At 53.2% G+C, this 20685-nt stretch carries 22 protein-coding genes; 12 read left to right on the top strand and 10 right to left on the bottom strand.

From position 1 onward, the window contains the following. The first annotated feature begins 60 nt into the window (after positions 1 to 60). Together I4V53_RS03555 and I4V53_RS03560 are read left to right on the top strand one after the other, a co-directional pair. A complete protein-coding gene (locus I4V53_RS03555; protein ID WP_195984019.1) occupies positions 61 to 468 on the top strand; it encodes a GNAT family N-acetyltransferase in 408 nt (135 codons plus the stop codon). A gap of 109 nt (positions 469 to 577) precedes the next feature. Then, a complete protein-coding gene (locus I4V53_RS03560) occupies positions 578 to 1105 on the top strand; it encodes a GNAT family N-acetyltransferase (protein WP_195984020.1) in 528 nt (175 codons plus the stop codon). Between the two features lie 63 nt (positions 1106 to 1168). Here the strand turns inward: I4V53_RS03560 and I4V53_RS03565 are convergent, their stop codons facing one another. The 4 genes from I4V53_RS03565 to I4V53_RS03580 form a co-directional block, all read right to left on the bottom strand. After that, positions 1169 to 1426 carry an HPr family phosphocarrier protein gene (locus I4V53_RS03565; RefSeq protein ID WP_195984021.1) on the bottom strand — a complete coding sequence of 86 codons (258 nt, stop codon included), beginning with the start codon at positions 1424 to 1426 and terminating at the stop codon, positions 1169 to 1171. 117 nt (positions 1427 to 1543) lie between these two features. After that, the gene (locus tag I4V53_RS03570) at positions 1544 to 3463 is read right to left on the bottom strand and encodes a PTS fructose transporter subunit IIABC (RefSeq protein ID WP_195984022.1); all 1920 of its coding nucleotides are present in this window, start codon (positions 3461 to 3463) and stop codon (positions 1544 to 1546) included. 33 nt (positions 3464 to 3496) lie between these two features. Further along, a complete protein-coding gene (pfkB, locus tag I4V53_RS03575; RefSeq protein WP_195984023.1) occupies positions 3497 to 4399 on the bottom strand; it encodes a 1-phosphofructokinase in 903 nt (300 codons plus the stop codon). Further along, on the bottom strand, positions 4396 to 5166 hold the full coding sequence (locus I4V53_RS03580) for a DeoR/GlpR family DNA-binding transcription regulator (protein ID WP_195984024.1): 771 nt from the start codon (positions 5164 to 5166) through the stop codon (positions 4396 to 4398). The genes pfkB and I4V53_RS03580 overlap by 4 nt, the downstream gene beginning before the upstream one ends. 294 nt (positions 5167 to 5460) lie before the next feature. On the opposite strand from I4V53_RS03580, the gene I4V53_RS03585 reads away from it, so the two are divergent. The 4 genes from I4V53_RS03585 (at position 5461) to feoB (ending at position 10064) form a co-directional block, all read left to right on the top strand. Further along, positions 5461 to 6702 (top strand): aminopeptidase, encoded by a 1242-nt coding sequence (locus tag I4V53_RS03585; RefSeq protein WP_195984025.1) that lies wholly within the window; start codon positions 5461 to 5463, stop codon positions 6700 to 6702. 27 nt (positions 6703 to 6729) lie between these two features. Beyond that, positions 6730 to 7674 carry an L-lactate dehydrogenase gene (locus tag I4V53_RS03590; protein WP_195984026.1) on the top strand — a complete coding sequence of 315 codons (945 nt, stop codon included), beginning with the start codon at positions 6730 to 6732 and terminating at the stop codon, positions 7672 to 7674. 159 nt (positions 7675 to 7833) lie between these two features. After that, the gene (locus tag I4V53_RS03595; RefSeq protein ID WP_195984027.1) at positions 7834 to 8064 is read left to right on the top strand and encodes a FeoA family protein; all 231 of its coding nucleotides are present in this window, start codon (positions 7834 to 7836) and stop codon (positions 8062 to 8064) included. Continuing rightward, entirely contained in the window at positions 8061 to 10064 is a 2004-nt protein-coding gene (feoB, locus tag I4V53_RS03600; protein ID WP_195984028.1) for a ferrous iron transport protein B, read from the top strand. The genes I4V53_RS03595 and feoB overlap by 4 nt, the downstream gene beginning before the upstream one ends. A 401-nt stretch (positions 10065 to 10465) precedes the next feature. Here the strand turns inward: feoB and I4V53_RS03605 are convergent, their stop codons facing one another. The 3 genes from I4V53_RS03605 to I4V53_RS03615 form a co-directional block, all read right to left on the bottom strand. Further along, positions 10466 to 11587 (bottom strand): radical SAM/SPASM domain-containing protein, encoded by a 1122-nt coding sequence (locus tag I4V53_RS03605; RefSeq protein ID WP_195984029.1) that lies wholly within the window; start codon positions 11585 to 11587, stop codon positions 10466 to 10468. Beyond that, positions 11587 to 12189: a hypothetical protein gene (locus tag I4V53_RS03610; RefSeq protein ID WP_195984030.1), complete on the bottom strand. Its 603-nt coding sequence runs from the start codon at positions 12187 to 12189 to the stop codon at positions 11587 to 11589. Before I4V53_RS03610 ends, I4V53_RS03605 begins: the two co-directional genes overlap by 1 nt. A gap of 215 nt (positions 12190 to 12404) precedes the next feature. Then, on the bottom strand, positions 12405 to 13136 hold the full coding sequence (locus I4V53_RS03615) for a hypothetical protein (protein ID WP_195984031.1): 732 nt from the start codon (positions 13134 to 13136) through the stop codon (positions 12405 to 12407). Between the two features lie 451 nt (positions 13137 to 13587). Here I4V53_RS03615 and I4V53_RS03620 point away from each other — a divergent pair, with 451 nt between their 5' ends. Continuing rightward, positions 13588 to 14034 carry a hypothetical protein gene (locus I4V53_RS03620; protein WP_195984032.1) on the top strand — a complete coding sequence of 149 codons (447 nt, stop codon included), beginning with the start codon at positions 13588 to 13590 and terminating at the stop codon, positions 14032 to 14034. An 87-nt stretch (positions 14035 to 14121) separates the two neighbouring features. Here the strand turns inward: I4V53_RS03620 and I4V53_RS03625 are convergent, their stop codons facing one another. Further along, positions 14122 to 14295: a hypothetical protein gene (locus I4V53_RS03625; RefSeq protein ID WP_195984033.1), complete on the bottom strand. Its 174-nt coding sequence runs from the start codon at positions 14293 to 14295 to the stop codon at positions 14122 to 14124. 65 nt (positions 14296 to 14360) lie between these two features. Here I4V53_RS03625 and I4V53_RS03630 point away from each other — a divergent pair, with 65 nt between their 5' ends. Continuing rightward, positions 14361 to 14615, top strand: a complete 255-nt coding sequence (locus I4V53_RS03630; RefSeq protein WP_195984034.1) for a hypothetical protein — start codon at positions 14361 to 14363, stop codon at positions 14613 to 14615. A 61-nt stretch (positions 14616 to 14676) separates the two neighbouring features. Here I4V53_RS03630 and I4V53_RS03635 read toward each other — a convergent pair whose 3' ends face one another. Further along, complete coding sequence (locus I4V53_RS03635; protein ID WP_195984035.1) at positions 14677 to 14889, bottom strand: hypothetical protein; 213 nt, start codon at positions 14887 to 14889, stop codon at positions 14677 to 14679. 267 nt (positions 14890 to 15156) lie between these two features. Between I4V53_RS03635 and I4V53_RS03640 the strand changes: the two genes are divergently transcribed. Beyond that, on the top strand, positions 15157 to 15573 hold the full coding sequence (locus tag I4V53_RS03640; RefSeq protein WP_195984036.1) for an SH3 domain-containing protein: 417 nt from the start codon (positions 15157 to 15159) through the stop codon (positions 15571 to 15573). Positions 15574 to 15722: 149 nt separating this feature from the next. Here I4V53_RS03640 and I4V53_RS03645 read toward each other — a convergent pair whose 3' ends face one another. Beyond that, positions 15723 to 16979 carry a glycosyltransferase gene (locus I4V53_RS03645; RefSeq protein ID WP_195984037.1) on the bottom strand — a complete coding sequence of 419 codons (1257 nt, stop codon included), beginning with the start codon at positions 16977 to 16979 and terminating at the stop codon, positions 15723 to 15725. Between the two features lie 211 nt (positions 16980 to 17190). Here I4V53_RS03645 and I4V53_RS03650 point away from each other — a divergent pair, with 211 nt between their 5' ends. Genes I4V53_RS03650 through I4V53_RS14120 form a run of 3 tightly spaced genes read left to right on the top strand, consistent with a single transcriptional unit; the run spans position 17191 to position 20652 of the window. Next, complete coding sequence (locus tag I4V53_RS03650) at positions 17191 to 18345, top strand: glycosyltransferase family protein (RefSeq protein WP_195984038.1); 1155 nt, start codon at positions 17191 to 17193, stop codon at positions 18343 to 18345. 26 nt (positions 18346 to 18371) lie between these two features. After that, a complete protein-coding gene (locus I4V53_RS03655) occupies positions 18372 to 19436 on the top strand; it encodes a glycosyltransferase family 2 protein (RefSeq protein ID WP_195984039.1) in 1065 nt (354 codons plus the stop codon). A gap of 19 nt (positions 19437 to 19455) precedes the next feature. Further along, a complete protein-coding gene (locus I4V53_RS14120) occupies positions 19456 to 20652 on the top strand; it encodes a glycosyltransferase (RefSeq protein ID WP_195984040.1) in 1197 nt (398 codons plus the stop codon). The last annotated feature ends 33 nt before the right edge of the window (positions 20653 to 20685 follow it).

A 20685-nucleotide genomic window follows, 5' to 3' on the forward strand; every position in this document is an offset into this window, starting at 1 on the left:
ACTTGGCTTTTGTAAGAATACCGCCTATAATAAACACATTCAGAGAAACGGGGGATACAGATGTCCATTCAAATACGGGGGTTTCAAGTAGGCGACGCGGAGGAGATCGTGCATCTGATCCACCGCAACCTGCGGGAGGTCAACAGCCGGGACTATCCGGAGGAGGAAGTAGAGCGGCTTGTGCGGGAGCATACGCCGGGAGCCGTCCGCGCAATGGCTGGACAGGGGCGGATGTTTGTCGCGCTGCTCGAAACTGCTCTGGTGGGTGTGCTCTGTGTGCTTCCCTCCTGGGAGAAGGAGCGGGAATACTGGCTGCGGACGGTTTTTGTTTCACCGGAGCTTCATGGAAAAGGGGTTGGCAGTATGCTTGTGAATGCAGGGGAGGCGTATGCTCTTGAAGTGGGGGCAGTGACCCTGCGTCTTTGCGCTTCACAGACCGCGCACGGCTTTTATCAAAAGCTGGGGTAATCGGGATCTGGAAAAGGAAGCGGACGCTGATGGGCTGTATCCGATGGAGAAGCGCTTTGATATGGCATACATGTGATTGCCATAATGCTAAAACAGGAAAAGTGATAAAATGAAATTGCTATTTGAAAAAGGAACAAAGATGGATGTGAACGAGCTGGAAAAGCTCTATGACGCCTTAAATGATTACCTGGCCCGCCATACGAATTTCCCCGGCTGGATCAAGGGCGTTTACCCAGTCCGGAAAACTGCGGAGGATGGAATAGAAGAAGGAACTTTGTTTGTAGCCAGAAGCAGCGGTCAAATTATTGGGACGGTTATTCTGCGCCATGAGCCGGAGGCAGGGTATTCCCAGGCTGACTGGCATGTCCATCTGGAGGATGCAGAGGTTTTTGTGGTCTATACTTTGGCTGTCCATCCACAGTACCTGGGCAAGGGAGTAGGAAAAGCGCTGATAGAGTTTGCTGTCCGGTACAGTGTGGAGCAGAAAGCCAAAGCGGTAAGACTGGACGTTTACGAGAACAACACGCCCGCAATCGGCCTGTATAAAAAGTGCGGGTTTCATTACGTGGACACCGTGGATCTGGGGTGTTCGAATTACGGGCTGAACCGGTTTGAGCTGTACCAAAAATTATTGTAGTGTAAAAAATGGGACGGATATGCACATTGCATATCCGTCCCATTGCTTCTATGAAAATTCAGCTTATAAATTTTCCTTGAAGAACGCTTCCAGTGCGGGAGCCGCAGTATCCTCGTCCGCACCGTCGACGGTGACGACGATTTCCTCGCCCTTTTTGGCTGCAAGGCCCATGACGGAGAAGATTTTCTTGGCGTCGCCGGACTGCTCGCCTTTTTTGAGGGTGACGGCGCTTGCAAATTCCTTCGCTTTTTTGACCAACAGGCCGGCCGGTCTGGCGTGGATTCCTTCATTGTCGGTAATTACATACTTAAATTCCTTCATTGTTCCTATCTCCTTGCATTTTGATGGCGTCCCGGCAGAACCGGGGCGGTTATAAATTCCCCACAGGGAAATGCGGTTATCCTTATTATAGGAGGAAAATTCTGGCCGGTCAATAGATCAGGCCGTTTCCTTGACCGGCTTTTTCAGAATTGCCAGCAGAATCATGGCGATTACGGAGCCGATCAGAAGAGAGAGCAGATACATGGGCCAGTTTTGTACGACAGCGAAGACAAAGATACCGCCGTGGGGTGCGGGCAGTGTGCAGCCGAACAGCATGGAGAGCGCGCCGGCGACGGCGGAGCCAACAACGCAGGAGGGAATGACGCGCAGCGGGTCGGCGGCGGCGAACGGGATTACGCCCTCCGTGATGAAGGAGAAGCCCATGATATAGTTGGTCAGCGTGGTCTGGCGCTCTTTCACAGTGAAACGATTTTTAAAGAAGGTGGTGCACAGTGCGATTGCAAGCGGAGGCACCATGCCGCCGATCATCACAGCCGCCATGACGCCGGAGGAGACCGGATCGCCCGCGGCGTTGATCAGGGAAGCCGTGCCGAACACATAGGCCGCCTTGTTGACCGGGCCGCCCATGTCGACGCTCATCATGCCGCCGACCAGCGCGCCGAGCAGGATGCCGCTGGCTTCGTTCATACTGGACAGGGAGTTGCTGATCCAGAGGTTCAGCATGGAAACCGGCGGATTCACAATGAAGGTAATGATTGCGCCAATGGCCAGGATGCCGACAACCGGGTAAATCAGCACCGGCTTGGTGCCCTCCAGCGATTTGGGCAGGCGTCCGCAGAGCTTTTCCAGGCCCAGCATCAGGTATCCGGCGATGAAACCCGCGATCAGCGCGCCCAGGAAGCCGGAACCGCCCGCATTGGCAAGCGCGCCGCCGACAAAGCCGACCGCCAGTCCCGGACGGTCCGCGATGCTGCTTGCAATAAAGCCCGCGAGGATCGGGAGCATAAAGCCGAACGCCGCGTTGCCGACCGTCTTAAAGAATGCGGCGGCAGGAGAGTTCATGCCAAAATTTGCAGGGTCCGCGCCGGGAGCCAGGATGGTATCGAGCAGGAAGGCGATCGCGATCAGAATGCCGCCGCCGATGACAAACGGCAGCATGTTGGAGACGCCGTTCATCAGGTGCTTGTAGATTTGATGGCCGATGCCCTCTTTGCTTTCCTCCGTGACGGCCTGCTTACCGCCTTCCGCGTGGTAAACGGGCGCATTGCCGTTTAAAATCGTTTCGATCAATTCCTTGGGGCGGGAAATGCCGTCCGAAACCCTGGTCTGAATCACCGGCTTGCCGTCAAAACGGGGCATATCCACCTTGGTGTCCGCCGCAATGATGACGCCGTCCGCCGCCGCGATTTCCGCGCGGGTCAATACATTCTTTTTGCCGCCGGAACCGTTGGTTTCCACTTTGATGGCGACGCCCATCTCCTTGGCCTTCTCCTCCAGGCTTTCCGCCGCCATATAGGTGTGTGCGATGCCGGTGGGGCAGGCGGTGACGGCCAGGATGCGGTATGCGCCGGATGAGGCCTGCTTTGCCGCTTCTTCCTTTTGTCTGGTTTCCGCCAGCTTTTTGTTTTCCGCCGCGTCGATCAGGCGGAAAAAGGCGTCTTTGTCTTTGGCGTCCATCAGGCTTTGGCGGAACGCGTCGTCCATCAGAAGGACGCTCAGCCGGCCCAGTACGTCAAGATGGATGTTTTCTTCCGTGTCCGGCGCGGCGATCAGGAAGAACAGGCGTGCGGGTTCTCCGTCCAGCGTGTCAAAATCCACGCCGTCCGGTGCGACCATTACGCTCAGCCCGGCCTTTTTAACCGCACTGGTTTTGGCGTGCGGGATGGCAACGCCCTCTCCGATGCCGGTAGAACCGGCGGTCTCGCGCTTAAAGACACAAGCTTCATAGGTTTCCCGATCGAGAATATTGCCGGATTTCATCATCAGGTCGACCAGATGATGGATGGCTTCTTCCTTGCTTTTGGGTGCGGCGTGCAGATCCATCGCGTCTTTGTTTAACAGCTCGGTGATACGCATGATGTATTCCTCCTCATATATAAACAAATGTCCTCAAAGCGTTTGTAAAAGGGTACGGACGTCGTTTCCGGATGCCAGCCATTCCTGGAAGGCAGAGGCGCTGCCGGCTGCCAGCCCTGTTTTAAAAGCGGTCCCGTAGTCGCCGGACTGCAGATACCCGGCGAGGAAACCCGCCACCATGGAATCGCCCGCGCCAACGGAATTGGCTACCTTGCCGCTCGGCGGCAGGCTTTTGCAGATGGAACCGTTCTCATCCACCAGGATTGCGCCGCTGCCCGCCATGGAGATCAGAACGTTGCGCGCGCCTTGTTCCTGCAGCTTTTTGGCGTGCAGGATGAGTTCTTCGTCCGTTTCCAGTACTTTGCCGAAGAGCTCGCCCAGTTCATGGTTGTTAGGCTTGATCAGAAAAGGCCGGTATTTCAGAACATTTTTTAACAGGTCCCCGGTTGCGTCCACAACCGCGTGGATGTTTCTGTTTTGGAGACGCTCCAGAATCTTTTCATAAACGTCCGGCGGCAACGTGTTGGGAATGCTGCCCGCCAATACCAGAAGATCGTTTTCGTTGAGTTGGTCCAGCTTTTGATACAACGCCGACAGGTCGGCTGGCGATATATGCGGCCCCTGCCCGTTGATCTCGCTTTCCTGTTCTGCTTTGATCTTCACATTGATGCGGGAAAAGCCGTCCGCAATGCGGATAAAGTCGGTGCGGCATCCGTTTTGGTCCAGCAGGCGGCTGATCTCCGTCCCGGTAAAGCCCGCGATAAACCCCAAAGCGGTACTTTCAACGCCGAGATTCCGCAGCATGATGGAGACGTTGATTCCCTTGCCGCCGGGATAGAGCTCCTCTTTTTCCGTCCGGTTGACGCCGCCGAGCGCCAAAGAGGGAAGGCGAACGATGTAATCGAGAGAAGGATTAAATGTAACGGTGTAAATCATGTGGAGGGAGTCTCCTTTCCGGGGATGGTTTCAATGACCTTGGTGCGCGTGCCGAATTGTTTTTCGGAGAGCGTCGTGGTGATGATCTCCGCGCTGGACAGCTCCGCAAAGGTCACGGAAAACAGTTGGTTGAATTTGGAGGCGTCCGCCAAAACAAAACAGCGGTTGCTGTGCAGCATGGCTTCGGTTTTGACGCGCGCTTCATCGATGTCCGGCGTGGTGTAGCCGGCCTGCAGACTGACGCCGTTTGTGCCGAAAAAACCGATCGAGAAGCGGAACCGCTGCAGGCTGTGGACCGCCTCCGTGCCGATGATCGCCTCGGTCACCGCCTTGATGCTTCCGGCGATCACATGCGTTTTCATGCCTTTTTGGGCCAGTTTGCGCGCATGGACGATACCGTTCGTCACGTAAACCGCGTTCTGTTCTGTCAGATAGTCGATCATCAGTTCCGTTGTGGTGCCGGCGTCCAGAAAGACGAAGTCGTTCTTTTTGACCAGGGACGCAGCGTACTGCGCGATGCTGTGTTTATCCTCTACGTTAAGGCTGTGTTTGACGGCGGTTTCGTCCTCCGTCACTTTGAAAATGCCGCTGATAGCGGTTGCGCCGCCGTGCACCTTATTCAGCCTGCCCAGGCGGTGCAGTACGGTCAGATCGCGCCGGATAGTGGATTCGGAGGTATGCAGGAGCTCTGTCAGCTCGATCACGGAGACCGCCTTTTTTTCCTCCAGCATTTTTAAAATGGCTGCATGCCGTTCTTCCGTCAGCATGGTATCACTTCCTTTGACTTTATAATACAGCCAAAAACAGTCATAGTCAATCAATTTCAATCAGAAAAGTGACGAAAATCAGTCATGAGCTTTGTGTAAAACAGCAGATACCCTGCTTTGCAGCCGATATTTTGGTCAGGATAACGGAAAATGATTTGCTGATGACTGATTATGACCGGAAAAGACGGCGGATATACAAAGTTTTCTGCGCGTCAGTTGTATTTTTACCAGAAATCGGATATGATAAGCAGGAATGAAGCAGGTAAACCTGCGGCGGAAAAGAGGTAGATTGCAATGATTTCACAAAAGCTGTTGAGAAAATATGCGGAGCTGGCGGTGCGCGTCGGCGTCAATGTGCAAAAAGGCCAGCTGATGGTTTTAAACGCCCCTGTAGACTGCGCGAGATTTGCTCGTTTGTGTGTAGAAGAAGCATATCGCGCCGGTGCGGGAGAAGTACAGGTCAACTGGGTGGATGAGCAGGCCGAACGGCTCCGCTACGAATATGAGGATCAGGCGACGCTGACGGAGATTGCCCCCTGGCGGGTGGAGCAGAAGCAGAACCACATTGACCGAAAATGCTGTTTCCTGCACATAAAATCCAGTACGCCCGGCCTGCTGGGACATATTCCCGGCGAAAAGCTGCAGGCGGTGCGCATTGCGCAGGAGCAAGCCTTTGAAAAGTTTGAAGCCTATACCATGGCAAACCATGGGCAATGGAGTATTGTTGCGGTCCCAACTGCCGCATGGGCAAAGAAAGTTTTTCCGGAAATGGAAGAGGCGGATGCCGTCGACGCGCTTTGGAAAGCGATCCTGACGGGTGTTCGTATCTCCGAGGATAACGACCCGATAGCCGAGTGGCGCGCCCATGAGGAAAGCCTGATGGATCACAGCCGCAGGCTGAATGAATACCATTTCTGTGCGCTGCATTTTGCAAATGGAAAGGGGACCGATCTGACCGTTGGCCTTGCGCCAAAACATGTCTGGCAGGGAGGCTGCTCCAAAGCGGACAACGGCGCGGTCTTTGCGCCGAATATGCCTACGGAAGAGGTGTTTACCGCGCCCGATAAATACCATGTGGACGGAAAAGTATATGCCACGAAGCCGCTGAACTATCAGGGAAAAATGATTGAAAATTTCTGGTTTGCCTTTGAAAATGGCAAGGTGGTGGACTACGGCGCGGAAAAAGGCGTGGATGTGCTCAAAAACCTGGTGGAGTTTGACGAGGGCAGCGCATATTTGGGCGAGGTCGCCCTGGTTCCCTATGATTCCCCGATTTCCCGTTCCGGCATCCTGTTCCTGACGACGCTCTTCGATGAAAATGCGTCCTGCCATCTGGCGCTGGGCGCGTCCTATCCGGAGAACATCGAGGGCAGCGCATCAATGGATCGGAAAGAGCTGGAGTCGGCTGGAGCAAACTATTCCAAGGAACACTGCGACTTTATGTTTGGCAGCGAGGATATGCAGATTGCCGGGATTCTGCCCGACGGCGGGGAAGTACCGGTATTTCAAGACGGAAACTTTGCGTTTCCGGCATAATGAATAGGAAAAAGGAGTGAAACAATTATGGTCAACATTCAAAAAGCGGCGATGATCGGCTGCGGTGCGGTCGGCGCAACGTCGGCTTTCAGCCTGGTGCAGAGCGGTTTGTTTTCCGAACTGGTTCTGATCGACGCCAATCAGGAGAAGGCGGAAGGGGAGGCGATGGACCTCAACCACGGCCTTCCGTTTGCGCGGCCGATGAAGGTTTATGCCGGTACCTACGATGATCTGGCGGATTGTTTTTTAATTATCATCACGGCGGGCGCGGCGCAGAAGCCGGATGAAACCCGCATCGATCTGGTCAATAAAAATGTGGAGATCTTTAAAAGTATCATCCCGGAGATTGTTAAGCGCAATACGGAAGGTATCCTGCTGGTGGTTTCCAATCCGGTAGACATCCTTACCTATGTGACCCTGAAGCTTTCCGGATTCCCGGCGAACCGGGTCATCGGCTCCGGTACGGTGCTGGATACGGCGCGGCTGAAATACCTGCTGGGAGAACATCTGCATGTGGACAGCCGCAGCATCCATGCGTTTATCATCGGCGAACACGGCGACAGCGAGCTGGCCGTATGGAGCAGCGCGAATGTCTCCGGCGTGGACCTGAATCACTTCTGCGAGCTGCGCGGCCACTACAACCACATGGAGGCGATGGAGCGCATCTATACCGATGTACGCGACAGCGCCTATGAGATCATCGAAAAGAAGGGCGCTACCTATTACGGCATCGCTATGGCGGTGCGGCGCATCTGCGAGAGCATTGTGCGCGACGAGCACTCCATTCTGCCGGTTTCCAGCCTGATCTGCGGCCATTACGGACTGGGAGACGTCTGTATGGGCGTGCCCACCGTGGTGGGGCGCAACGGCGCGGAGACGGTGCTGGATATTCCGCTCAGCGGATTGGAGCAGCGCAAGCTGATGGCCTCGGCGGAGGCGCTGCGCAAGGTTCTGGATGGAATGGAACTGTAATCCAGTCATATTTGCAATCCCCTCTCAGTATCTTTCTGAGAGGGGATTTTTGTTTGCAAAGGCTAACTTGTTCTTGACAAAATATGGGGGCAGGTCTATAATACCGATAGATAGCATAGGCTAACTTTTCGGCGGCTTTGAGGAAGGGGATTTTGGGAAATGACGCTTGACGAAGTAAAGATCGGCCACAGGACGAAAATTGTAGCGGTTAACGGGCAGGGCGCGCTGCGCCGCCGTCTGTTGGATATGGGGCTGACGCCTCACACAGAGGTCATGGTGCGCAAGGTGGCGCCGATGGGAGACCCGATCGAACTGCACCTGCGCGGCTATGAATTAACGCTTCGCGCCGACGATGCAAGGAACATAGAAGTGGAGGAAGAATCGCTATGATGTTTGCGTTGGCGGGCAACCAGAATTGCGGAAAAACAACGCTGTTCAACCAGCTGACCGGTTCCAACCAGCACGTGGGGAATTTTCCGGGCGTCACGGTGGAGAGCAAGGAGGGCGTGATCCGCGGCTATAAGGATGATACCGTCGTGGACCTTCCGGGTATTTACTCCCTTTCGCCGTACACAAATGAGGAGATTGTCACGCGGGATTTTCTGTTAAACCAGAATCCGGACGGCATTATCAATATCGTTGACGCGACCAATATCGAGCGAAACCTCTATCTGAGCATGCAGCTGATCGAGCTGAATATCCCGATGGTAATCGCGCTGAACATGATGGACGAAGTGCGTGCCAACGGCGGCACCATTAAAATTGCCGATCTACAGAGCGAGCTGGGCGTGCCGGTGGTGCCGATCTCCGCCAGCAAAAACGAAGGCATCGACGAGCTGATCGAGATTGCCGTCAAGACCGCGCGCCACAGGCAGCGGCCCCGAAGGCAGGATTTCTGCTCCGGTGCGGTACATAGAGCCATCCACTCCATCGCACATCTGGTGGAAGACCACGCGGACCGCATCCATGTACCGCCGCGCTTTGCGGCGACGAAGCTGGTGGAAGGCGATACGCCGATGCTGGAGAAATTGCAGCTTTCTGAAAACGAAAAGGACATGGTGGAGCACAGCGTCACGGAGATGGAGCAGGAACTGGGCACGGACCGCGAAGCGGCGCTGGCCGATATGCGGTATACCTTCATCGACCGCCTGTGCGCGGATTCCGTAGTCAAAAGCGGAGAGAGCAAAGAGCATGCCCGCAGCGTGCGGATTGACAATTTCCTCACGCATAAATATCTGGCGATTCCCATATTCCTGGCGATTATGATGGTTATTTTCTGGCTGACCTTCGGTGTGATTGGCGCGTTTCTCAGCGATCTGCTTTCAGAGGGGATCGCGCTTGTGACCGATGCCGTCAGCACGGCGCTGATTGCTTACGGGATCAATCCGGTGGTGCATTCTCTGCTGATCGACGGCGTGTTTGCCGGCGTCGGCAGCGTCCTTTCGTTCTTGCCGACAATTGTCGTTTTGTTTTTCTTTCTCTCCATCCTGGAGGACAGCGGTTATATGGCGCGCGTCGCCTTTGTGATGGACAAGCTGCTGCGTAAAATCGGGCTTTCCGGGCGCAGCTTTGTGCCGATGCTGATCGGCTTCGGCTGTTCGGTGCCCGCCATCATGGCGACCCGAACCCTCTCCAGCGAGCGCGACCGCAAAATGACTATTTTACTGACGCCGTTTATGAGCTGTTCCGCCAAGCTGCCGATCTACGGCATGTTCACCATGGCGTTTTTCCCCAAGTACCGCGCGCTGGTGATGATCGGCCTGTATGTGTTCGGGATGCTGATGGGGATCGTCAGCGGCCTGATTCTCAAAGGGACGCTGTTTCATGGGAAGCCGGTCCCGTTTGTAATGGAACTGCCCAATTACCGGCTGCCCAGCCCTAAAAGCGTCTGTATGCTGCTGTGGGATAAGGCAAAGGATTTTTTAACCCGTGCCTTTACGGTGATCTTTGTGGCGACCATCATCATTTGGTTCCTGCAGAGCTTTGACACTCGGCTCAATCCGGTGACGGATGGAGATGCCGGCATGCTGGCCGGCATCGGCCGGTTTATCGCGCCGGTTTTCGCGCCGCTCGGCTTTGGTGATTGGCGGGCTTCCACCGCATTGCTGACAGGTTTTACCGCCAAGGAAGCGGTCGTAAGCACTTTTGCAGTCCTCACGGGCACCAACACGGCGAATCTGCCCGTCGCACTGGCGGGAATCTTTTCTCCGCTGGCGGCGTTGTCGTTCCTCGTTTTTACGCTGCTTTACACGCCCTGTGTGGCGGCGGTCAGCGCGGTGCGCCGGGAGATGAACAGCGGAAAAGCGGCGCTGGCAGTCGCCTTTTTCCAATCGGCGGTCGCATGGGCTGCGGCGTTCCTTGTCTATCAGATTGGTTCCCTGTTTGTGTAAGAAAGGATTTGTTTATGCAGGTTTTGGATTATGGTATTCTGGCGGTTTTATTCGCAGCGGCTTTCTTTGCGGCGCGGTATTCGTGGCGGCACAGAGGTTCCTGCGGCGGCTGTTCCGGCTGTGAAGGCTGCGCAAAAAAGGAAGCCTGTAAAAGCTGCGAAAAGCATACGCTTTCAAAGTAAACTGGAAAAGCCCGGCCTTCGAGCCGGGCTTTTTAAATGTATTTGTCAGATGGATTGCAGCACGGTGTAAAAGCTGTGCCGTTTTTTTATATTTATGCGCTCATATCCGTGTCGCTATTCTATTGCATCAAAATAATCCTAGATTTTCCACCTTTGATCGTAACAAAAATCGTTTATACCGGGTTAACCGGATAATTTCAGGAATCGGAAAAACTCAGCTTATTTTGTATAAAACAATTTGTCTTCCGCAAGGGACAACAAGGGAAACATATCATTGTATTGCTTTTGGATAAACATAGCGGCCCGCTTTTTATACAGTTTTTCCGCAAGCCGGTCCGCGATAGGCGTCAAAATACGCTCATGGGCGCAAAGGACCGGGGAAACGGTTTGAAAGCTGCCGGTGGCCTGTTTGTTCAGGCAGGCGCAATGGTGGTTGCAGCGGTTCCGAATTGCGCAGCCGGAACAGGGTTCGCGCTCCTCTTCATTGAGCAGATAGAGATTTTGTCTGCGCGTCTCGTCGATTCCGCTGAAGACATTGCCGATGCAGTACGCTTCTTCGCCTACAAATTGCACGCATGGATAGAGGTTTCCGTCCGGTGCGACGGAAATCTGCTTTTTTCCAAGCTCGCAGCGCTCGGCGCGATAGTGTGTCCGGTGAATCCACGAAGAGATTTTCACTTCAAAAGGAGAAAGATAGAATTTTTCTTCTGCGAGTGTTTTTTCTTTATACCATTTGGCGAGCAATTGGTATTGACGTTCCAATTCCTCCAGCGTGTCTCTGGTCCATGCGCCCGCGTAGTCGATGGTGCAGATCAGATAGCGAAACCCAAGGCTGTAAAGGTATTCCACGCCTTCAAGGTAATAAGACACGGCGTTTGGCGGTACTGTCATCATGACCGGCGCATACGGGCGGTATTTAAGAAGCAGCTTTGCCCTTGCCTCCAAATCGGCGAATGTGCCCGTCCCATCCGGACGAATGCGGTTTAAATCATGGGCGGGCTGTATCCCATCGTGAGACAGTGCGATGAATACCTCATGCTCCGCCGAGTAGCGCAAAAAGCGTTCGTCAAGAAGCGTGCCGTTTGTGGTGATCTTGTAATGAAAAGGGCCTTTTCCGTCCTTTTGCAGACCTTCCGCATAGCGGATTGTCTGGACGATTCGTTCCCGGCACAAAAGTGGTTCGCCGCCGAAAAAAATGATGCCGCAATGATCCCCTGTTCCGGCCGCCAGGTTGACGGCCGCACGCGCGACCTCTTCGCTCATGTAGTGTGTATTCTGATTTACATAGCAGTAGCGGCAGGCAAGATTGCATGCGTCGGTAAGATGAAGTGTAAAATGCATCAGATCACCCCTTCTCCCGCAAGCCAGGAGAGGAAGTCGCGGACCTGCTCGCGCAGCTGTTCCTTCATTTTTTCTTTTTGTTCCTCTTCAAATTGCGCGAGGTATGCCTGATACGTTTCGGTTTCCGCTCCTATTTGGCTCCAATCAAAATCTCCAAAATCGGCGGTGGGATCGTAAAACACGGCAACGTCTGACACCATATCGGCCATTCGCTCTGCCGTTCCCTTCATATCATAGCAGGCAACCGTGGCGACGGGATTGCGGTTCTCCAACCAGGCGCTGACATCCTGTTCGGAGATATATTCAAAACCGATGCCCAGATGCGGATCGTATCCATCCAGTTTCAGGTCGCCCTTCCAGGTGCCGGGAACGACGTGCCCCTCGATAAAACTGTAGAGGTTGGTTGCGGGGAACTCTCCGTGTATGGACTTGTTTCCGGAAAAATCCACACCCTGCAGCAGCGCTTCCTCACGGATGACCTGGGCGGCTTCCTCTTCGGATAGATATATGGGGGAAGCAACGCTGTCGCACCCGTAGGAACCGCGTCCGGCGCCGTGTTCAAAGATCGGAATTTGCAGTCCCGGTCCCTCGCTGCGATTCATACAGGCGCAAAGCCCGCTTGAAATCGTAAAGGCCAGCGCTAAACAGATTGCGGGTTTTGTACGCCAATGCTTAGGCAGTGATTTCAGCAAGTCGGGAGAGTTTACCGCCTCTTCCTTAACAGGATATTCGGGGATGCGGTATGACCTTACAGCTGTTATTTTTATTTCCTGATCCATAGCGTTCTCCTTTTCGGTAATTTTCTTTAGGGCCTTTTTCAGATGAGCCCTTCCCCCGCAAGCCAGGAGAGAAAGTCGCGGACCTGCTCGCGCAGCTGTTCCTTTATTTGTTTTTTTAGCTCCGTTCGGCTCAGACTACCGTCGAAGTCTTCAGCGGCGGTGGGGTCATAAAATACAGCGATGTTATCGACGGCGTCGGCCAGCCGTTCCGCCGTCCCTTTTATGTCGTAGCTCTCCACACTTGCCAAGGCTTTGTCATCCTTTAGCCAGTCGATTACGTCCTGTTTGGAAACGTATTCAAAGCCGATTCCCAGGGCTTCATCATACCCGTCCAGCTCCAGGGTGCCTTTCCAGGTGCCGGGGTCCGATTCCTCTTCCAGGAAGCTGTAGAGGCTGGTTGCGGGAAACTCTCCATAAATGGATTTTGTTCCGGAAAAATCCACGCCTTGCAGCAGCGCTTCCTCGCGGATAACCTGAGCGGCTTCCTCTTCCGAGAGAAACACCGGCGCGGCGACGCTTACGCATCCATAGGCGCCGCGCCCGTCGCCATGCGCAAAGATGGGAGCCGCTGTATTGGGCCGCTGAATCTCCGAACAGGCGCAAAGTCCGCTGGCAGCGGTAAAAGCGAGCAGGATGCAGATAACGGGCTTTGCATGCCAACGTTTTGGCAATGCTTTTAACAGGTCGGGGGAATGCAGAACTTCTTCTTTGACAGGATATTCGGGTTTGCCATACGCTTTCACGGCAGCAAGTTGCATTTCCTTATCCATGATTTGCTCCTTTCCCAGACGGTTCATTTGCTTTCCTTTTTAAGAAAATATGGTTGTTTTGTGAAACAATACACAGACCATAGAGAGGATCAAACGGAGTTTACAATTCGATTGCAGCTGAATATAGGGATGTTTTCTGTATGTCTGTCGGGAAAAATTATATCTTTAAGAAAAGCATACCACTTTTTGGGATTATAGCAATATTAAGACAAAATATTTCACATAATAATTTTAACAGGGATAAAAACAAGCGGGATGCAGGTGCTTTTTAAAGGGGAACTGGTAAAAGGGCGGCTACCGGTTTCAGATGGTTTGTCCGGAAAAAAGCGTATTGAATCGGACTTTTTTGAAGAAAAAGTTCGTGCCGGCGGCAGAAACAGGGCTTGAAGATTTTTCCTAAATCCTGTATAATACTGACTTGTTAAACTCATAACAGGAAAGGGTTGTTATTGTGGACGAGATTGAGAGTGTCTATTGCGGAGAGGTATACCGGCCGTTTTTGATCTACTGTGAGCGGCATCATTACAAGGTCATGGCGGATTTGGCGCGGTGCAAATTCGATCAGCTGGCTGCCGCGGAAGGTCTGCCGCCCCGGTTGGTCAGCCGGATTAAGACGATGTTCCTGATGTATGTCAAGCAGCATACGGACGCGTTTTTAATCAGCCGAAAGGTCAATCAGGCACAGGCACAAAAAAACAGCGCGCCGGCGGCGAATCTGGAAGCGCAGCTGAGGGATTTCTTTGAGCATAATCCAGACCGGTTGATTCGTATGGCGGAGGTAACGAAGGCGGTCGGCGGCAAGGTCAAACGCAACGATGTGCTGGATGTGCTGGAACGTTCTGCATGGTGCAAGGTGGTTGACGGTACGACATTCTTTTACTCTTCTAAGGAGCAGTAAGCTCCATTTATAAAAGAGAGCTGGACGGCTCTCTATTTTTTTACAAAAAAAGTACCGCCCTGTCTTAGGGCGGTATAGGACAAGCGTTTATTCCGGACGTGCGGGAGGAATCATACTGGGGAAGAAAGAATCGGGGGATTCTTTGAACTGCTTTACCAGATCGTCCTGCTGCGGCGCGGCAATCTTGGGCCGGCGCATCCATTGCGGGCTGGAATTTTCCTCCGGATTCATGCAGTGATAGATGTTCATCTTGACAACCATATCCACACCTCCTGGCGTTATAAAAATTCAGTATGTTCGAGTTTGCATTGGAAAGGAGCAGTCAAATGAAGCGTTTGTTTTTCCGAGGCGAAAAGCGGGTTGCCGCCGCCCGTATCCTGTTTGGAGAGGAAGAGGACTTCTGTCCGCACACATATGAAAAGTACACGGAACTGGAAGTGGTTATACAGGAAGACGGCAGATATTCGGTTTGGGGAAATTTGCCGGATGACGCGGACCTGTTGCAGGATACCCGCAGGGATGCTCAAAACAGGACGGCGAAGCTGGAGCCGTTGGCGAACGCATGCGCAGAAGAGGACTGACGGGTCTGTTCTTATTTCTATTTTATGCATGGCATGTTTGTTGTGACAATAGAAATTACAGTTATGCAAAATCTTTTTGCAGGGCCTTTACTTTGAATAAGGTGGTTTGGTAACGTTCCAGACTTTTTTGCAGCAGCTCCTGCTCCAGGCGCGCGTTTCGGTCGCCGGTCGTTTGGATCAACTCCTCAATCAAATGGAGGTTTCTTGCGCACCGGAATTCCATTTGTTCCAGCGCTTCACAGATATTGTTGAGATCAGCCGGATTTAAATCCATAGCAATCTTCCTTTCTGCCATTGTGTTTTTTCTTTATATTGTCTGCGTATCTGTGCAAAATATCAAAAAAGATGGCGGAAGAGCAGTATATGAGAAATTTATCCATAAATCCTGTTGCACTTGGACGGAAATAAGTGGTATAATAACCTCACAAAAGGACGGAACCAAAATTAAAAATTTTGACGCCTGAGTGAACATGGTTCCGTTGTGGTGGTTGTTGCGCCTCTTTATGGAATCATGATAAAAATTAAAATGGGGAGGGATTTCATGAAGAAATTCCTTTGTGTGATAATGGCACTGAGTTTGTTGCTGCTTTCCGGATGTTTTGGCAAGCCGGAAGAAGACAACGGCACTTCTTCCGGAACAAGCTCCTCCGAGGTATCGGAGCAGCCGGAATCCTCGGAACCGGAATCGTCCGGGCCGGTAGAAGTCAATTTAAATCAAACGCCTCCGCCGCTGCCTGCCGTACCAATCTGTATTGGGCAGGTGGTCAATATTGTGGAAGGAAGCTATGCCAATGTAAGAAGCGGCCCGGGACAGGACAACGAGGTGATCGGACGCGCTCAGCAGTCGGATAAGTACTATGTGGACAAGGCTGGCAGTACCGAAGAATGGGTAAAAATTTCTTACAACGGACAGGACGGCTATATTTTTAGAGACTATTTTTCAATTGTTTTTGGATGATAAAATCCCTGGAGAGTTGCGCTCTCCAGGGATTTTTTATTTCATATGATTAAGAACATCAGATTATCAATTTTTGAACGTAACAAAAGATCTTTTTCTGCTGGGGTGAACCGGAGTGCATTCAAAAACCGGAAGGGTACGGCAGCTTTTTATACGTGTGGCTGAATTTTGGCGGCGAAATGCGTAAAGTTGGTTTCTCCGCAGAAGTTTTCCTGCCAGATGCGGCGGCAGTTTTGGCGCATGACATCCTGTTCGGCCTTGGGCGTCCGGGAAAACGAAAGAATCCGGTCCGCCAGTTCCTTCGGGGAAAAATCGCAGTCCAGCAAGTAGCCGGTTTCGTCCTGACGAATGATCTCCGATGTGCCGCCCACGTTTGTTGCGATACTGGGAATGCCAAAGGAACACGCCTCCATGATGCTTACCGGGAGTCCCTCCGAACTGCTGGTGTTGATAAAAAGGTCAACAGGCTGCGTTTGATAATACGCCATCAGCTCTGTATTTTTTACGCTGCCTGCAAATGTTACATCCATAAAGAAAAGATGCTCAGAGGCATAGGTTTTCAGCGCGTCCAGGCCGTCCCCACCACCGAAATGCGTCCATTGGAGCGGGAGGCCGCTGTTCTTTAGGAGCGCGAGGGACTGCGCCAGCATCTCCACGCGCTTGACGGGCGAGATATGGCAGCAGCTGGCGATGCGGAGCGGCTGGCCTGCCGGAGCGGGCGCGGCGCCAAAATCCCGGGTGCCCAGGTAGGCGGTTTCGATCTTGGACCGGTATTCCGGATAGAGGTTTTGCAGGTACCGGCGGCCATCCTCGGAACAGGGATAGACTTTGTCAATCTGCTGTAAAAGATACGGACGGAGCGGCAGATAATTTAATGCGTTGCGGTCGGCATACAAATCGTACCGGTGCGCGCGGCTGACCGCCTTTTTACATTTATTTGGACACTCGTCCCGAAGCCGGATTGCCGCAAGGGCTATATCGTAAAACCAGTAGCTGTAAAAAGTAACGCCGTCACAGGCGTCCAGATCACAACCGTTTAAAAGCGTTTTGGCTTCCCGGTACACAGCTTCCGCTTTGGCAGTGAAATAGGCGAGATATGCCCGCTTTTTCAGGGCGCCGTGGATCGCCTTCTGCTCGTTTTTGTCCGCGTATCCACGGAAATCCGTAAAAGGGAAATACGGCAGAGCGGCGCTGAGCAGGCGGCGCTTGACCGCGGCGGCGCAGATGTGCAGCACCGTCACGTTATCCGGCGTTTTGCGGGTTTGCACCGGCGCGGAGGCCGTACTGGTGGCAATGAGATAGATGTGTGAAAAAGCTTTTGCGAGAACAGGGACCTCGTCTTCTATGAATTCCTCTCCCTTATCAAAAGGGTATGTTTTTGTCAAAAGGACCAGACTGTTTTTCATGGAGGCGCCTCCGTTTTCGTTCCCAGCATGTGGGAATCCTAGTGTTTTGGTATTAAGGATACCATAGCGGCCCATACTTTTCAAGGAAGAACCAGGGGCAGTTTGCTCTTGCCCTGTGTGGGGTGCAATGGTATAATTTGTAATAGAAAATTTGTGTAAAGTGGGAATCACAAGGCGATATAGGGCCTTGGGAAAGAGGGCTTTTACCGATATGAATTTGCTCTATTTGACGTTCCAGGAAGATGCGCCGCTGTATCTCGGCGTCACCCGGAAAATACGGGGGCAGGCGGCGGCCTTTCAAAAGCTGGGCCATACCGTGACCTATACGCTTTGGCGTGAAGCGGCCATGCAGTTTTTTGGCGCCGATCCCCAGACAAAACAAATTGGCCCGGGGCCTAAAATGAAACAGTTTTTTCAGATCGCAGAGGAGTATGTTTCCTCTCACAGTGTCGATATTCTCTATATCCGGCTGGACCGCATCAGTTCAGATGCCGTTCGCCTCTGCAAAGCCGCCCGGCGGAACGGGACGCGGCACATTGGAATTGAAATTCCAAATTTTCCCTATCTCAGGGACTATGCACGCAATATGCAATATGCAAAGGGACTCAAAGCACGGCTGATAACGGCGGCAAAAATCGCGGTCAATGTGGCGGACGACCGCCTTTCCGGCCGTTCGCTGAAAGGGCTTGTGGACGGCGTCGTTCTGTACGGCAACCATGCGGAACAGTTTTATGGCGTAAAAGCAATGAATGCTGACAACGGTATTGATACCGATATGATTCCGGTGGTGATGCCCAAACCGGAGGGCAGTCCCATCACGCTTTTGGGCGTTGCCGGGACACTCTGGTGGCAGGGGTATGACCGGATATTGCAGGGCATGCGCGACTATCGGAAAAGCGGAGGCAAGCGGTCTCTTCGTTTTATTCTGGTGGGCGGCGACCGGACGGAGATGCCGGACTTTCTGGCGCAGGTGGAAAAGCTGGGTTTAAAGGAGGATGTGCTCTGTCCCGGATTTCAGACGGGAAAAGAGCTCAATCAAACCTACCAGGCGGCGGATGTGGGGATTTCCACGCTCGGCTGCTACCGGCGCGGGATGACGCGTTGTTCCTCTTTAAAGGCCAGGGAGTACGCCGCGGCGGGACTGCCGTTCCTCTACGCGTATGACGACGACAGCCTGGACGGCAGAGAGCCGTTTGCGATGCGCATTCCCAACGATGACAGCCCGGTCGACATGGAGGAGCTGATCGCGTTTGTGGACCAATGTCGCGGGGATCCGCAATGCTGCGCGCAGGAACGCCTGTTTGCGGAGGAGCACTACGACTGGAAAGCGATGATGCACCGCATTTTACTGTTTATCGGCGCGTAATTCGGTTTAAGAAAGGGGATTGGTTTTTGCCAAAGGTAAGTGTGATCGTACCGGTCTACAACGTGGAAGCGTATCTGGATCAGTGCGTTAATAGTATTTTGTCCCAAACCCTGCAGGATATTGAAGTGCTGCTCGTAAACGACGCTTCAACCGATCGTTCCCTGGAGCTGGCGCGCGCCTATGAGACGGATCCGCGCGTTAAGGTGCTGGACAAGCCGCACAGCGGTTTGGGATATACCCGGAATTACGGCATAGAACATGCGACAGGGGAGTATCTGTCCTTTGTGGATTCCGACGACTGGATCGACGCGGATGCGCTGGAAAATCTGTATAGGGCGGCTTCTGCACAGAAGGCCGATTTGGTCGTGTTCAACTACGTGCGGGAAAATCTAATCGATGGGGAAAGTCGTATCTGTACGCTTCCGTTGGACGATGGAATTTCCAATGAAGAGGCAAACAGGCTGATGCTGGCGGAATTGATCGGTCCGGACGCGGCGGGCGGCGTATGGCGCGGTGTGGAAATGCTGGGCTGCGCCTGGCGCAGGCTGTACCGCCGTGAATGGTTTTTGCAGAATCGACTGTCTTACTACAACGAGCAGGAAATCATGCTGGAAGATCTGCCGGTGTCCATTCAGGCGCATGCGCTGGCGCAGCGCGTCCTGTTTTTGGAAGGGGCGTATTATCATTACCGCTACAACCCGGTTTCCCTCAGTACGCGTTACCGTCCCCATAAAATGGAGATGATGACGGAATGTTTTCATGTTGTGGATGCATTTCTCAAAAAGCAGGGATTGTATGATGCATATGGGGAACGCCATCTGGCGTGGCTGCTGCGCAATGCGGCGCATTCCGCGCTGGTCAACTGTTTCAGCCCGCACAATCCGGCTGCGGCCAGACAGCGCAGGGCGGAAGTGCGCGGCATTCTGGAAACCCCGCTGTTAAAAGAAGCCGCCGCATCCGGCTATCTGGCGGGAGGCTCCCGGGCGGACCGCCTGGTGCTGCGTGTTATCCGGACGGGAAGCCCTGCGGCGGTCTATCTGTTTTACCGCTTTTATTCCCGTATGCTGTTTCATAATGCGCGGAAAAAATAATCTGCCGGGAGGGATGGAAGTGCCCCAGAAGAAACGGGTGCTGTTTCTCAATTACAGCCTGCACAGCGGTGGGATCGAAAAGAGCCTGGTCACGCTGCTTTCATTGTTTGATTTTGAAAAATATGAGGTTGACCTTCAGCTGTTTGCAAACGAGGGGTTGTTCCTGGAGCGTGTGCCCAGGGAGGTCAACCTGCTGCCTCCGCTGTTTCCGGCGGAATATAAATACAATATCCGTCAGGCGCTGCCCGCGCTTCTCAGGAAAGGACACCCGCTGGCGTCTTTGTGCCGCCTGCTGGTGACGTTTGCCGGAAAAACGCCCGGCGGGATGGGCGACCGTCTGGCGCGCATGTGGCAGATCGAAAAACATTTCGTCCGCCCCGCACACGGCGAGTACGATTCGGTGGTCGCGTTCATGGAGGGGCAGCCGATTTACTATGCCGTGACAAAGGTGCGGGCAAAACGGAAGATCGGTTTTATCCATGGCGATTACACGGCGATGGGTTTAAACAGTGCGTTCGACCGGCCCTATGTGGAGCAGCTGGACGCGCTCTGCACGGTTTCCGAAGGCTGCCGAGAGGCGTTGGAGCAGAATTTTCCGGACTGTAAAGATAAATTCCATGTCGTCTACAATATTATTTCCGCGACGTTTATGCGTAAAATGGCGGAGGAACCGGCGGATTTTGGGGATACATTCGATGGAAAACGTGTGCTTTCCATTGCGCGGCTGTCCCATCAAAAAGGGCTGGATCTGGCAATACCCGCTGTGGCAGAGCTTCGGAAAAAAGGTCTTTCTTTCAGATGGTATATCATAGGAGTCGGCCCGGAAGAAGCCGCTCTGCGCGAACAGGTGCGGACCCTTGGAGTAGAGGATGACGTCCGCTTTCTGGGAGAACAGCCCAACCCGTACCCATACCTGAAAGCGTGCGATCTGTACCTGCAGCCGTCCCGGTTTGAGGGAAAATCCATTGCGGTGGATGAGGCGATGGTCTTATGCTGTCCCATCCTGCTGACGGACTTTTCCACGGCGAAAGATCAGATTACATCAGGCGTCAACGGATTGATTGTTCCCATGACCTCCAACGGAATTGCAAACGGGCTGGAAAAGCTGCTGCGGGATGATTTGCTGTGCAGCGGTTACCGCGCCGCGCTTTCCGCATGCGATTATACCAATGAAAACGAAATCAACAAGTTATATTCCCTCTTGGACGCGGAATAAAAATAATGAAGAATAAAAGTGTTCCCGAAAAAG

The organism is Clostridium sp. D33t1_170424_F3 (genome assembly GCF_015667585.1).
Lineage (GTDB): Bacteria > Bacillota > Clostridia > Oscillospirales > Acutalibacteraceae > Anaeromassilibacillus.